Raw genomic sequence first — 14,379 nt, 5'->3', positions numbered from 1 at the left:
ACAGGAGAGAATCGAACCATGATTCAGTTGAGTGAAGATCAAATAGTGAAAGTAAAAGGCGATGTATCCTCGCCAAAAGGATTTCAGGCAAAGGGCGTGCATTGCGGGCTGCGCTACTCGAAAAAAGATCTTGGCGTCATCATCAGCGAGACACCGGCAGTGAGCGCGGCAGTTTATACGCAAAGCCACTTTCAGGCGGCTCCGATTAAAGTCACACAGGACAGCTTAAAGCATGGATCAGCTCTGAAAGCAGTCATTGTCAACAGCGCCATTGCCAATGCTTGTACAGGGGAACAAGGCTTAGAGGACGCATACAAAATGCGGGAGAGCCTCGCTTTACAGCTGGGCATTGAGCCGGAGCTTGTCGCCGTTTCTTCAACTGGTGTCATTGGCGAACATTTAAATATGGAAAACATTCAGGCCGGCATCGAGCTTTTGAAAGAAACGCCTGCGGGATCTGGAGATTTCGAGGAAGCGATTTTAACGACAGATACCGTCATCAAGCAAACGTGCTATGAACTGACAATCGGCGGTCAAAAAGTCACCATCGGCGGAGCGGCTAAAGGCTCCGGAATGATTCACCCAAACATGGCAACGATGCTGGGGTTTGTGACAACAGACGCGGCAATCGAAGAAAAAACGCTGCAAAAAGCGCTCCGCGACATCACTGACGTCTCTTTTAATCAAATTACAGTTGACGGAGAAACCTCTACCAATGACATGGTATTGGTCATGGCAAATGGCTGCGCGGAAAATGAGCGCCTTACGGAAGATCATAAAGACTGGCCGCTCTTTAAAAAAGCGCTTCTGATGGCTTGCGAAGATTTGGCTAAGGAGATTGCCAGAGACGGGGAAGGCGCGACAAAACTAATCGAAGCCCAAGTAAAAGGGGCGAAAAACAATCTTGATGCAAACGTAATTGCCAAGAAAATTGTCGGGTCGAACCTCGTAAAAACCGCTGTATACGGAACAGACGCGAACTGGGGGCGCATTATCGGTGCTATCGGGCACAGCGCGGCTCAGGTGAAGGCTGAAGAAGTAGAGGTTTATCTCGGGGGCCAATGCCTGTTTAAAAACAACGAGCCTCAGCCTTTCTCTGAATCTCTCGCGAAAGAATATCTCGAAGGAGACGAGATTGCCATTGTCATCAAGATGCATGAAGGAGACGGGAACGGAAGAGCATGGGGCTGTGATCTGACCTATGATTATATCAAAATTAATGCGAGCTATCGCACGTAATAAAGGGGAGCACAATGAAGAAAACAATCGTTTTTAAATGCGGGGGAAGTGTCATCCGTGAGCTGTCGGAAGAATTTTTTCAAAACCTGAAAGAATTGATGGAATCAGGATGGAAATTGGCAATCGTGCACGGCGGCGGACCGGAAATCACACATATGCTGAAACGGTTAAACATCAAAACAGAGTTTGCAGGCGGACAGCGGAAAACAACCAAACCGGTATTGGAAGTCGCTGAAATGGTACTGTCCGGCTCAGTGAATAAATTTTTCGTTGCCGAGCTTGCAAAACACGGGCTCCGGGCTGCGGGAGTGTCCGGCAAGGATGGAGGCCTTCTCGAAGCAGACTATCTCGATCCGGACACATACGGGGAAGTCGGAGAAATTAAAAAGGTTAATGCCTCTATGGTAAACGCGCTGATGGATGAAGGCATTATTCCGGTAATTGCGCCCCTGTCCTTGACGAGCGATTACAAAACATTGAATGTCAATGCTGATCTTGCAGCTTCGGCAGTCGCCGGAGCGCTGAAAGCCGATAAGCTGATGTTCATCACAGACGTGGAAGGAATTATGAAGGAAAAACAGCGTCTCGACATCCTAACCCCTGAGGAAATTCAGACTCTCATTAAACAGGAAGTGATCACAGGCGGGATGATACCAAAGGTCAATTCAGCCTTGTCAGCATTATCGGATCAAGTATCAGAAGTGATGATCGTAAATGGAAAAGGATCGTTTTTCTCAGATCAAACATTTCAAGGAACAAAAATCGTTAAAGCAAAGGAGGCTGTTTCATGAGCAGCTTGTTTCAAACCTACGGACGGTGGAACATTGAGATAAAGAAAGCGAAGGGAACTTGCGTTGAGGATCAAAACGGCAAAACATACCTCGATTTCATTCAAGGGATTGCGGTTTCCAACCTAGGCCACTGCCATGAAGCGGTCACAGAAGCGGTCAAAAAACAGCTCGACAGCGTATGGCACGTATCCAATCTGTTTGAAAACAGTCTTCAGGAGCAAGCGGCACAGCAGTTAGCGGCAAACAGTGCCGGAGATCTCGTTTTTTTCTGCAACAGCGGAGCGGAAGCGAATGAAGGCGCGATTAAGCTGGCACGAAAAGCAACTGGAAAAACGAAAATCATCACATTTCTCCAATCATTCCACGGCCGTACCTATGCAGGGATGGCAGCTACCGGACAGGATAAAATCAAAACAGGCTTCGGCCCGATGCTGGAAGGCTTTCACTACCTCCCGTACAATGATCCTGCCGCTTTTGATACTCTTGGGGAGGAAGACGGCATAGCCGCGGTCATGCTTGAGACCGTACAGGGAGAAGGCGGAGTCAATCCGGCCAGTGCAGAATTTTTAACAGCCGTACAGTCATTTTGCAAGGAAAAGCAGGCGCTTCTGATCGTAGATGAAATTCAGACCGGTATTGGACGGACAGGAAAAGGCTTCGCATACGAACACTTCGGCCTCTCACCTGATATCATCACAGCTGCAAAAGGATTGGGGAACGGCTTTCCAGTCGGTGCGGTAATCGGCAAGAAAGAGCTGGGAGCAGCGTTTACTCCTGGATCTCACGGAACGACCTTCGGAGGGAATATGCTGGCGATGGCCGCCGTCAATGCAACATTGCAGGTTGTATTCCAGCCTGAATTTCTGCAAGAGGCTGCTGATAAGGGTGCGTTTTTGAAAGAACAGCTGGAGGCTGAACTGAAGAGTCCTTTTGTGAGGCAAATCCGCGGCAAAGGATTAATGCTTGGAATTGAGTGTGATGGGCCGGTTGCAGACATCATTGCTGAATTGCAGACATTAGGCTTGCTCGTACTGCCGGCCGGACCGAACGTGATTCGTCTGCTGCCGCCGCTCACCGTGACAAAGGATGAAATAACAGAAGCCGTCAGCAAGCTGAAACAAGCGATTGCTCAGCATACCGCTGTTAATTTGTAATTTTTTTTCGATTTGAAAGCATAAAAATTCATTTTTATAATTAATTATTCATCAAGAGGTGGGCTTTTAGATGGAAGGTTATTTAGTATTAGAAGATGGAACAGTGTTCAGCGGAGAACTGGACGGACATGAAGATTGTACGGGCGAAGCTGTGTTTTTCACAGGAATGACGGGCTATCAGGAAGTGCTGACAGACCCGTCATACAAAGGACAGATTATCGTATTTACGTACCCGCTGATCGGCAACTACGGTATTAATGAAAACGACTTTGAAAGCAAAAAACCGCAAGTGAAAGCAGCGGTTGTTTACGAGGCGTGCGATCATTTTTCTCATCATGAAGCGGTATACAGTCTTAAGGAATATCTGAAAAAATGGAACATCCCGCTCTTGTCCCATGTCGATACGAGGGCTATCGTCAAAAAAATTCGCGCGAACGGAACGATGGGGGCGTCTGTCACTGCTTCTAAAGAAGCGGCTGAGATTGCCCTGCAGCCTGAGAACGTCGCAGAACAGGCGTCCGCACAGGACATCAGCACAATCGGCGAAGGGAATAAACATATCGCTCTCATTGACTTTGGCTATAAAAAATCAATTGCATCATCACTCGTGAAACGAGGCTGCAAGGTCACTGTTATACCGTATCAGCAAATGGAATCGGTTTACGGCATAAAGCCCGACGGTGTCGTGTTATCCAACGGACCCGGAGATCCGAAAGCCATTACACCGTATATGGAACAAATCAAAAACATCGTCAGCCGCTTTCCGACACTCGGCATATGTCTCGGCCACCAGCTGATTGCGCTCGCTTTCGGCGGAAATACGTTTAAGCTGCCGTTCGGTCACAGGGGCGCAAACCATCCGGTCATCGATCGTGAAACGAAGCGGGTGTTCATGACCAGCCAAAATCACAGCTATGTGGTCGATGAAAAATCCATTAATCAAGAAGAGCTGACGATTAGATTCCACCATGTCAATGACACGTCAGTTGAAGGGCTTTCCCATAAAAAGCTGCCTGTCATGAGTGTGCAATTTCACCCGGAAGCCCATCCAGGGCCGGCGGAAAGCGAATGGATTTTTGATGATTATTTAAAGAATGTAATACCAGCAAGGAGAGAAATCGCCCATGCCTAAAGACACCAGTATTTCAAGCATATTAGTAATCGGCTCAGGCCCGATCATCATCGGCCAGGCGGCAGAATTTGATTATTCAGGCACTCAAGGGTGCATCGCGCTCAAAGAAGAAGGCTATCGTGTTATTCTCGTCAACAACAACCCGGCAACAATTATGACCGATGAAGCTTTCGCGGATGACATTTATTTTGAACCGCTGACGGTAGAAAGCCTGACAGACATCATTAAGAAAGAAAAGCCCGACGGACTTCTGGCCAATTTAGGCGGGCAGACTGCACTGAATCTTGCGGTTGAACTTGAAGAAGCGGGTATTTTAAAGGCGCACGGCGTCAAACTTCTGGGTACATCCGTTGATACAATACAAAAAGGAGAGGACCGGGAAAAATTTCGTTCTTTAATGAACGAGCTGAATCAGCCAGTTCCAGAGAGCGAAATTGTCGATAACGAAACCGATGCCCTTCGTTTTGCGGAATCCATCGGCTTTCCGGTCATTATCCGGCCTGCTTACACGTTAGGCGGAAAAGGCGGGGGCATCGCGCCTACGAAAGAAGCATTTGCCGCCATGATCAAGCAAGCGCTTCTGGCTAGCCCGATCAATCAATGTCTGGTAGAAAAGAGCATTGCCGGCTTTAAAGAAATTGAATATGAAGTGATGCGCGACAGCAACAACACATGCATTACTGTCTGTAATATGGAAAACATCGATCCGGTCGGCGTGCATACAGGCGATTCGATCGTAGTGGCGCCTTCACAAACATTAACTGATGAAGACTATCAAATGCTCCGGACGGCAAGTCTGACGATCATTTCGGCACTTGATGTCGTAGGCGGCTGTAACATTCAGTTTGCGCTTGATCCGTTCAGCAAGCAATACTACGTCATTGAAGTGAATCCGCGTGTGAGCCGTTCATCTGCACTCGCTTCAAAAGCAACAGGTTATCCCATTGCGAAAATGGCTGCGAAATTGGCGGTCGGATACACGCTTGACGAATTAAAAAACCCGCTTACAGGCTCCACTTATGCGAGCTTCGAACCGGCATTGGACTATGTCATCGTCAAGTTTCCGCGCTGGCCGTTTGATAAATTCAAAAACGCGGACCGCAAGCTCGGCACAAAAATGAAAGCCACCGGAGAAGTGATGGCGATTGAACGTAATGTAGAAGCGGCGCTCCAAAAGGCGGCAGCCTCCCTTGAGCTGAAAAACGTCGGCACGCATCTGCCGGAGCTCGGCGGTTTATCAATTGAAGCGCTCTGGGAGCTGGCAATCACACCTGACGATCGAAGATTTTTCGTTGTGATGGAGCTGTTAAGCCGAAGCATATCAATAGAAGAAATCCATGCAAAAACAAAAATCGACCCGTTTTTCCTTCACACCTTTAACAATATCATCAAGCTGGAAAATCAGATCATGGAAGCGGGGAGCGACCTCTCTTTTGATTTATTGAAAAAGGCAAAGGAAAAAGGATTTTCAGACGCAACGATTGCCTCGCTTATCGGCAAGACAGAGGAAGAGGTGCGCGCTCTTCGCAAGGAGAAGGGGATTACGCCTTCCTTCAAAATTGTTGATACTTGCGCAGCTGAGTTTGATGCGAAAACCAACTATTTTTACTCCACGTATTTCGGAGAAACCGATGGAGACATCAGCCGCAAAGAGAAAAAGCGCGCGCTGATTATCGGCTCAGGACCGATTCGCATCGGCCAGGGCGTTGAATTCGATTACAGTGCTGTTCATGGGGTGTTAACGCTGCAAAAGCTTGGATTCGAAACGATTATGATTAATAACAACCCGGAAACCGTGAGCACAGATTATGAAATTGCAGATCGCCTGTATTTTGAGCCGCTGACAACGGAGCACATATTAAACGTGGCGGAGAAGGAAAACATTGACTTTGCGATCGTGCAGTTCGGCGGCCAAACCGCGATCAATGCTGCTGAAGCGCTCGAAAAAGCCGGAATCACGCTTCTCGGCACATCGTTTGAAACGCTCGACGTGTTAGAGGATCGCGATCAATTTTATCAGCTTCTTGATGAACTCGGATTGCAGCACGCTAAAGGAGAAATTGCTTATACAAAAGAAGAGGCTGCAGAGAAAGCAAACGGCATCGGCTATCCGGTATTAATCCGTCCTTCTTATGTCATTGGCGGAATGGGCATGATCATCGTTGAATCGGAAGCTGCGCTTTCTCAGCTGCTGGACGGAGAAGACAGCATGCCGTACCCCATTTTAATTGATCAGTATGTGTCAGGAAAAGAAGTCGAAATTGATCTGATTTCCGATGGTGAAGAAGTCTTTATCCCGACATATACCGAACATATTGAGCGGGCGGGCGTCCACTCAGGAGACAGCTTCGCCATTCTCCCGGGGCCTTCCGTCACAAACAAGCTGCAGCAGGGAATAAAAGATGCTGCTCAAAAAATTGCCCGAAAGCTTTCATTTAAAGGCATTATGAACATCCAATTTGTGATCGATAACGAAACCATTCTCGTCCTTGAAGTGAACCCGAGAGCGAGCCGTACAGTTCCGGTCGTCAGCAAAGTCATGGGCGTCCCGATGATTCCGCTCGCCACACGGCTGCTGGCGGGGGCATCTCTAAAAGATGTAAACCCGGCAATTCAAAATCACCATGGTGTTGCTGTAAAGTTCCCGGTCTTTTCATCACATGCGATTCAAGATGTAGATGTGAAGCTTGGACCGGAAATGAAATCGACAGGAGAAGGCATGTGTGTTGCATACGACGCCGACAGCGCCTTGAAAAAAATCTACACGCGTGTATGGAATCAAAAAGGAAGCATTTATTTGCAAAACGGACCGGAAGATTTGAAGACATTAGCGGAAAACGCCGGCTTTACGGTTCATGAAGGCACATTCGCCTCCTGGATGGAACAGGATGAAAAAGCGCTCCATATCCATTTGAACGGCTCTGAAGAAGCACGCAAAGAGCGTTTGGAAGCCATGACACACGGCATTACCGTCTTTACTGAAGAGGAAACCGTACGGGCGTTTTTGCAAAGCGGATCAGGCAGTCCGCACCCTGTTTCCCTCAGAGATCTTTATAAAAAGGAAGTGGCATCATGCACACAGTGAATATGGGAGAAATGCAAACCAATCTATTCGGAAAAGACCTATTAACGCTAAAAGATCTCAGTGAACAGGACATCAGCACGTTGCTTGCTGAAGCCAGTGAACTGAAACAAAACAAAATTCAGCCTATTTTTCAAGGCAAAACCCTTGCGATGATTTTTGAAAAATCATCCACGCGGACTCGTGTTTCATTTGAGGCCGGCATGGCGCAGCTTGGCGGAAATGCCCTCTTTTTAAGCCAGAAAGATCTGCAGCTGGGCCGCGGTGAAACTGTGGCTGACACGGCAAAAGTGCTCTCGGGCTATGTAGATGCAATCATGATCCGGACCTTCGAGCATGAAAAGGTGGAGGAGCTTGCTGAACACGCTGATATTCCGGTCATCAACGGGCTTACTGATAAATATCATCCTTGCCAGGCGCTGGCGGACCTATTGACGATCAAGGAAATCAAAGGCGATCTCAAGGGTGTGAAAGTCGCATATATCGGTGACGGAAATAATGTGGCGCACTCCCTGATGATCGGCTGCGCAAAAATGGGCTGTGATATCTCGATTGCTTCTCCTAGAGGATACGAAGTGTTAGACGAAGCGGCGGAAGCAGCCAAAGCATCTGCCCTTCAATCCGGTGCTTCCATTACACTTACAGCTGATCCGATTGAAGCCGTAAAAAATGCGGACGTCATTTATTCAGATGTATTCACAAGCATGGGACAGGAAGCGGAAGAGCAAGAGCGTCTCGCAGTCTTCGCGCCTTACCAGGTGAATGCATCGCTTGTCAGCCATGCTAAACCTGACTATACATTTTTGCACTGTCTTCCTGCACACCGTGAAGAAGAAGTGACGGCAGAGATTATTGACGGTCCGAATTCCGCTGTATTCCAGCAGGCTGAAAACCGTCTCCATGTGCAAAAAGCGCTGTTAAAGGCAATCCTTTACAAAGGGGAATAACCGAAAAAACTGCTGAGCCGACTCTCAGCAGTTTTTTTATGGAAACATATTCACACCCGCTTAGGCGCATACTACACGAAAAAGGAAAAGGAGGAAAAACAGTGGGACAGCAGCATCAATTCCGGCCCGGGCAGAAAGCGCCCAACAACGGCATCTACGTAGAAATCGGCGAGACGGGGAGTATGGTCAAAAACCCGCAAAAGGTCCATCTGTCAGCAGGAGATATGTTTCCTGAAACATCGAATCACAACCGCTTGTGGACGTATAAAAGAAAACCGTGATCACGAAAAAACCCAAAACAATACATGTTTTGGGTTTTTGGCTTATTAATGCTGGCTGGCATTGTTGTTCATAGGCATGATTGCTGCTAGCGCCATGATCAGCACATATAAAACGACAGCAATTACGGATGATGTTGTGAAGTTATACGCTACACTGTTCATGCTGGCAATCAAATAGCATGCCATATGCGATAAAAGGAACGTCCAAATAAAAGCAATAATAAATCGCACGTTTCCACCTCGTCCTTCTCATTCTATTCTAGAAGTTATCATACCATACATAAAGCCAAGGGGGAATCTAATTTTAGAAGAAAGTGAGGTGACAAAAGAGTCTGATTCGTCACATTTTAATGGTAAAATATAAAAAATAAATATCGTCAATTGGTATAATAGCCAAAACATAGAAAGGCTAGGACTTTACCTTATTCGTTTCGTTTCTTTTTACATAAGATAGCGTGAGATGAAGTGTGAAAGGAGGCGGGCAAGCGATGGGAATAACGGAAAGGTATTTTCAATTGGGAACGGAGCATAACGTGATTCATCTGCCCTATCGTCCGAACGGCTTTGGCATCTTTGTCCTCGGGGACAGAACCCACTTTGTCGGTAATGATTCAAGCTTTTGGCTTCAGCATTATGGCAGAAATCAGCTTTTACATATGCTGAGGGACGAAGGCTATACCATTTTTAACAGCAATCTGTTCGGAAGGCACTGGGGCGCGGAAAAAGCGGTCACCTATGCCAAACAGCTGATACATTTCGTGTTGAAGCAGGAAATACTCAATCCGAAGATTCATATTTTAGCAGAAGGGATGGGCGCTCTCGTGGCCGATGAATTGCTTCGTTTTTCCCCGGATCATATCCGATCAGCCGCGATGTTGAATCCTTGTCTCGATCTTCAGGCACATTATGAATCAGAAAAAGAAAATAAATTTTTCTATAAGCAATTTTTGAAAGAAGTATCGCAAAGCTACGAAATCTCCGAAAAAGAAACGGCTTCACTCCGTTATAAAACAATCGAAAGCTATCCTAGCAGCGTACCGGTTCATATATGGCAGCGGATGACCGGAGCGCCGTATCCGTACAGCCTGCATGCGGAAGTATTTAAGGAAAAGCAGCAGCAAAACCAAGGCTGTCCGGTTGACATAACGTTTCATTTATTTGAGCACCCAAGCAGGATCTATGCATCAATCTGCAAATTCTTTCACAGGCATGAAAAAGAGTTATAAAGAATACAATAACAATAGCCTTCTCTTTTGCGGAGGCTGTTTTGCTTTGGATAAATGAAAAACCGGAAGGGCGGCAGATGAAATGGAATCAACGCTGATTGTAGGGGCGGATGAATTTTTCGGCCTTTCTTTATGCGAGCGAATGATGGATGAAGGCATATACGTAGATGTCGTTTTGGCTGAAACAGATGATGAAAACAGACAAATGTACTTAGAAGAAAGACTCATGTGGCTTGGAAGAAACGAGCACTTTCGGCAGCTTGAGCACATTGAGGATCAAAAGTATGATACAATTTGTATCCAATATGGCAGCGGCTTTCTGCCTTTGGACCAATATAAATCCGCATATGTATTGGTATACGAACAAGACCGAAAAGAGTGGGAGAAACGTGAAAAGACAGGTTCAGAACAAGCGGTGATCCTTCCTAAAATGTATGGGCCGTGGAAAGAAGAACAGGAGGAAGAGGGCTTTTATACAGAAGATGTAGCTGACGAGCTGTTGAGATTCCTGCTTGAGTCCGGCCGTGACACCGGCAAAGATTGCATTTTTGATTTGCAAGTCACGAAAAAAACTTCAAAAGATGAAGCGAAAACAAAAATTCTCGAGTGGAAAAGACAATTTTCATCAATTTTCGACAAATATTAAGAAAAACCTTCCATGTTTCGAGTTTTCTAGATACAATAAACGTATCATTTGAATACATGTGATAGCTTGTCAAAAGGAGTTGAACATGACTTGATCACAAGGCTTGTCATGATCTTTTCTGTCCTCCTTTTATTAAGCGGATGTGGACAAACTCCGTTTAAAGGAAAAATTGAGAAGGTCGGCATGCTCTTTCCTGATACGATTAATGACCTCGTATGGGGCACAAAAGGGTATAAAGGATTACTGAATATACAATCTACATACAATGTGGACGTCTACTATAAAGAAGGCGTAAAAACAGATGAAGATATTATAAATGCGATTGAAGATTTTCATAAGCGCGGCGTCAATCTCCTCTTTGGCCATGGAAGTGAGTATGAAGAAGTATTTAACTTGGTGAGTGAAGACTATCCGGATATGCAGTTTGTGATTTCAAACGCAAAAGCTAAAGCGGACAATGTCACAAGCGTTCATCTCAGCGGGGAAGCAATCGGCTTTTTCGGCGGAATGACCGCTGCCCATATGTCAAAAACCAATCAGGTCGGCGTCATCGCTTCTTTTTCATGGCAGCCAGAAGTTGACGGCTTTATAAAAGGGGCTAAGTATGAAAATCCTAATATAGAAGTGAATACAAAATATACGGATCACTGGGATGATGATTCGACTGCGGTGAACCTTTATCAAAAAATGAAGAACGAAGGCGCGGATGTTGTGTATCCTGCCGGAGACGGGTATAATGTTCCTGTCATTCAGCAAATCAAAAAAGACGGCCTATATGCGATCGGCTATGTCACAGATCAATCCGATCTTGGCGAGAACACCGTGTTAACCAGCACGGTGCAAAATGTGGACAAGGCCTATGAAATTATAGCTGAGCAATTCGACAAAGGCACTTTAAAAGGCGGCGATCACTATTACGATCTGAAAAGCCGAGTTGTCGAAATGGGAACCTTCAGTCCGCTTGTAGACAAAGCCTTTCAGAAAAAAATCGCCAAACTGGTCAAAACATATAACAAAACAGGTGAACTGCCAAAAAACGAGTAACGGGGTGACTTTACATGCAGCACGAAAAATCACTTGAGTTTCTGCAAATAGCAATGAAATATCTGCCTGAAGCGAAAGAGCAGCTTGAAAAATCAGGAATAGAGCTGTCGATGGAGGCCATTCAGCCGTTTATGAATTTATTTACAACGGTAATGGCGGAAGCCTATGAGCTGGGTAAATCCGACGCGAAATCTGAAACCGAATAAGAAAAAGCCACTTTCTCGAAAGTGGCTTTTCACATGATTTTCTTTTTAATAGCGGATACCATAGGCGCGAGTTCCTTCAGAGCGGGCTTGATTTGATCGAGAGAGTTCATAATCGAACCGATTTGGTTCATAATATACATGTAATCAATCGTCTCTTCTTCGTTTGCCGGGGAAACCTCCTCCTCCTGCACTTCTTCTTTTTCTGTTTTTTGTTTGGCGTTATCGCCGAACATCATTTTTGAAAACACATCCACCTGCATACGCCTCCTTTTCCATATACCATACTCTATGAGTAAGATGAACCGATAGATTAGACGAATATATTGCCATGTGAAAAAAAATAAGATAGAATTAGTACCTGATACTAATAATTGATCATAACCTGATTGATCTTCTAAATTAACTATATAAAGGAGTCTTCCCTTATGAAAGCTGGAATACTTGGAGTTGGACGTTATATCCCTGAGAAGGTTTTAACAAATCATGATTTAGAAAAAATGGTTGAAACTTCTGACGAGTGGATTCGTACAAGAACAGGAATAGAAGAAAGAAGAATTGCCGCTGATGATGTATATTCATCACATATGGCTGTTGCAGCAGCGAAAAAAGCGCTGGAACAAGCTGAAGTGTCTGCTAAGGATCTCGATATGATTCTCGTTGCGACTGTCACACCTGATCAGTCATTTCCTACAGTTTCTTGTATGATTCAAGAACAGCTCGGCGCAAAGAAAGCATGTGCCATGGATATCAGCGCGGCTTGTGCAGGCTTTATGTACGGGGTTGTAACGGGTAAACAATTTATTGAATCCGGAACTTATAAGCATGTCCTTGTTGTCGGTGTAGAAAAGCTCTCAAGCATTACAGACTGGGAAGACCGCAACACAGCCGTTCTGTTTGGTGACGGAGCGGGCGCTGCGGTAGTCGGGCCAGTCAGTGATGACAGAGGAATCCTTTCATTTGAACTAGGAGCAGACGGCACAGGCGGTCAGCACTTGTATCTGAATGAAAAAGGACATACAATCATGAATGGACGTGAAGTTTTCAAATTTGCGGTCCGCCAAATGGGTGAATCATGCGTAAACGTCATTGAAAAAGCCGGACTCTCAAAAGAGGACGTCGACTTTTTGATTCCGCATCAGGCGAACATCCGCATCATGGAAGCTGCACGTGAGCGTTTAGAGCTTCCTGTCGAAAAGATGTCTAAAACTGTTCATAAATATGGAAACACTTCTGCCGCATCCATTCCTATTTCTCTAGTAGAAGAATTGGAAGCCGGTAAAATCAAAGATGGCGATGTGATCGTCATGGTAGGATTCGGCGGAGGATTAACTTGGGGCGCCATTGCAATCCGCTGGGGCCGATAAAAAAAGGTGAGGTGCACACAAGATGAGTAAAAAAAGAGTAGTTGTTACAGGACTCGGAGCATTGTCTCCGCTTGGCAACGACGTCGATACAAGTTGGAATAACGCAATCAACGGTGTGTCCGGGATCGGTCCGATCACTCGTGTTGATTCTGAAGAATATCCGGCTAAAGTAGCCGCTGAATTAAAAGACTTTAATGTTGAAGATTACATGGACAAAAAAGAAGCAAGAAAAATGGACCGTTTCACTCAATATGCGGTTGTCGCTGCGAAAATGGCAGTTGAAGACGCAGGTCTTGAAATTACTGATGAAATCGCGCCGAGAGTCGGTGTTTGGGTTGGTTCCGGAATCGGAGGGCTTGAAACGCTTGAGTCTCAGTTTGAAATCTTCTTAACAAAAGGCCCAAGACGGGTAAGCCCGTTTTTTGTGCCGATGATGATTCCTGATATGGCGACAGGCCAAATTTCTATCGCTTTAGGAGCAAAGGGAGTTAACTCTTGTACGGTAACTGCATGTGCAACAGGAACAAACTCTATCGGTGACGCATTTAAAGTGATTCAGCGCGGCGATGCAGACGCTATGATCACAGGCGGAACAGAAGCGCCGCTGACTAGAATGTCATTCGCGGGCTTCAGTGCCAACAAAGCGCTTTCTACAAATCCGGATCCGAAAACAGCGAGCCGTCCGTTTGATAAAAACCGTGATGGATTCGTTATGGGTGAAGGTGCGGGTATTATCGTTCTTGAAGAACTTGAGCATGCACTTGCACGCGGCGCCAAAATTTACGGAGAAATCGTCGGTTACGGTTCGACGGGAGACGCTTATCATATCACAGCGCCTGCCCAAGACGGCGAAGGCGGAGCGAGAGCGATGCAAGAAGCCATTAAAGATGCGGGCATTGCGCCTGAAGAGATTGACTATATCAATGCTCACGGTACAAGCACATATTACAATGACAAATATGAAACAATGGCGATTAAGACAGTTTTTGGCGAGCATGCCTATAAACTTGCGGTAAGCTCTACAAAATCTATGACGGGCCACCTTCTAGGCGCGGCGGGCGGTATTGAAGCCATTTTCTCTATCCTTGCCATTAAAGAAGGCATGATCCCGCCAACAATCAATATTGAAACGCCTGACGAAGAATGCGATTTAGATTATGTGCCCGATGAAGCACGCAGACAGGATCTCAGCTATGTTCTCAGCAACTCACTGGGATTCGGCGGACATAATGCAACGCTAATCTTCAAAAAATATCAGTAATCATGA

14 protein-coding genes and 1 pseudogene are annotated in these 14,379 nt (G+C 46.0%); 13 read left to right on the top strand and 2 right to left on the bottom strand.

Annotation, left to right across the window (positions count from 1 at the left end; genetic code table 11):
* Window positions 1-18: 18 nt before the first annotated feature.
* The 7 genes and pseudogenes from argJ (at window position 19) to AU387_RS16645 (ending at window position 8,626) form a co-directional block, all read left to right on the top strand.
* Window positions 19-1,239: a bifunctional ornithine acetyltransferase/N-acetylglutamate synthase gene (gene argJ / locus AU387_RS16675; RefSeq protein ID WP_059293052.1), complete on the top strand. Its 1,221-nt coding sequence runs from the start codon at window positions 19-21 to the stop codon at window positions 1,237-1,239.
* Window positions 1,240-1,253: 14 nt separating this feature from the next.
* Complete coding sequence (gene argB, locus AU387_RS16670; RefSeq protein ID WP_059336290.1) at window positions 1,254-2,030, top strand: acetylglutamate kinase; 777 nt, start codon at window positions 1,254-1,256, stop codon at window positions 2,028-2,030.
* Window positions 2,027-3,184, top strand: coding sequence for an acetylornithine transaminase (gene argD / locus AU387_RS16665; protein WP_059336288.1), 1,158 nt, complete (start codon window positions 2,027-2,029; stop codon window positions 3,182-3,184). Before argB ends, argD begins: the two co-directional genes overlap by 4 nt.
* A gap of 70 nt (window positions 3,185-3,254) precedes the next feature.
* Entirely contained in the window at window positions 3,255-4,316 is a 1,062-nt protein-coding gene (locus AU387_RS16660) for a carbamoyl phosphate synthase small subunit (protein WP_059336286.1), read from the top strand.
* Entirely contained in the window at window positions 4,309-7,401 is a 3,093-nt protein-coding gene (gene carB, locus AU387_RS16655; RefSeq protein WP_059336284.1) for a carbamoyl-phosphate synthase (glutamine-hydrolyzing) large subunit, read from the top strand. Before AU387_RS16660 ends, carB begins: the two co-directional genes overlap by 8 nt.
* Before the next feature lie 2 nt (window positions 7,402-7,403).
* Window positions 7,404-8,361, top strand: a pseudogene (argF, locus tag AU387_RS16650) (ornithine carbamoyltransferase).
* 85 nt (window positions 8,362-8,446) lie between these two features.
* Window positions 8,447-8,626: a YjzC family protein gene (locus AU387_RS16645; protein WP_003239319.1), complete on the top strand. Its 180-nt coding sequence runs from the start codon at window positions 8,447-8,449 to the stop codon at window positions 8,624-8,626.
* Between the two features lie 45 nt (window positions 8,627-8,671).
* Here AU387_RS16645 and AU387_RS16640 read toward each other — a convergent pair whose 3' ends face one another.
* The gene (locus AU387_RS16640) at window positions 8,672-8,857 is read right to left on the bottom strand and encodes a YjzD family protein (RefSeq protein ID WP_010333727.1); all 186 of its coding nucleotides are present in this window, start codon (window positions 8,855-8,857) and stop codon (window positions 8,672-8,674) included.
* Window positions 8,858-9,114: 257 nt separating this feature from the next.
* Here AU387_RS16640 and AU387_RS16635 point away from each other — a divergent pair, with 257 nt between their 5' ends.
* From AU387_RS16635 to comZ, 4 genes are all read left to right on the top strand, one after another.
* Complete coding sequence (locus tag AU387_RS16635) at window positions 9,115-9,852, top strand: hypothetical protein (protein WP_059336281.1); 738 nt, start codon at window positions 9,115-9,117, stop codon at window positions 9,850-9,852.
* 82 nt (window positions 9,853-9,934) lie between these two features.
* Window positions 9,935-10,498, top strand: a complete 564-nt coding sequence (locus AU387_RS16630) for a hypothetical protein (protein WP_059336279.1) — start codon at window positions 9,935-9,937, stop codon at window positions 10,496-10,498.
* A 90-nt stretch (window positions 10,499-10,588) separates the two neighbouring features.
* The gene (locus tag AU387_RS16625) at window positions 10,589-11,542 is read left to right on the top strand and encodes a BMP family ABC transporter substrate-binding protein (protein WP_059336277.1); all 954 of its coding nucleotides are present in this window, start codon (window positions 10,589-10,591) and stop codon (window positions 11,540-11,542) included.
* 14 nt (window positions 11,543-11,556) lie between these two features.
* On the top strand, window positions 11,557-11,748 hold the full coding sequence (comZ, locus tag AU387_RS16620) for a ComG operon transcriptional repressor ComZ (RefSeq protein WP_003224559.1): 192 nt from the start codon (window positions 11,557-11,559) through the stop codon (window positions 11,746-11,748).
* Window positions 11,749-11,777: 29 nt separating this feature from the next.
* On the opposite strand, the gene yjzB is transcribed toward comZ, so the two are convergent.
* Window positions 11,778-12,008, bottom strand: coding sequence for a spore coat protein YjzB (gene yjzB / locus AU387_RS16615; protein ID WP_082687943.1), 231 nt, complete (start codon window positions 12,006-12,008; stop codon window positions 11,778-11,780).
* A gap of 165 nt (window positions 12,009-12,173) precedes the next feature.
* Between yjzB and fabH the strand changes: the two genes are divergently transcribed.
* Both fabH and fabF read left to right on the top strand, forming a co-directional pair.
* Window positions 12,174-13,112: a beta-ketoacyl-ACP synthase III gene (gene fabH, locus AU387_RS16610; RefSeq protein WP_059336275.1), complete on the top strand. Its 939-nt coding sequence runs from the start codon at window positions 12,174-12,176 to the stop codon at window positions 13,110-13,112.
* 22 nt (window positions 13,113-13,134) lie between these two features.
* Entirely contained in the window at window positions 13,135-14,373 is a 1,239-nt protein-coding gene (gene fabF, locus AU387_RS16605; protein ID WP_024120905.1) for a beta-ketoacyl-ACP synthase II, read from the top strand.
* Window positions 14,374-14,379: the final 6 nt, after the last annotated feature.

It is taken from the genome of Bacillus halotolerans (assembly GCF_001517105.1).
Lineage (GTDB): Bacteria > Bacillota > Bacilli > Bacillales > Bacillaceae > Bacillus > Bacillus halotolerans.
The sequence above is the reverse complement of the archived record's forward strand: the minus strand, read 5'-3'. Positions and strand labels throughout refer to the sequence as shown.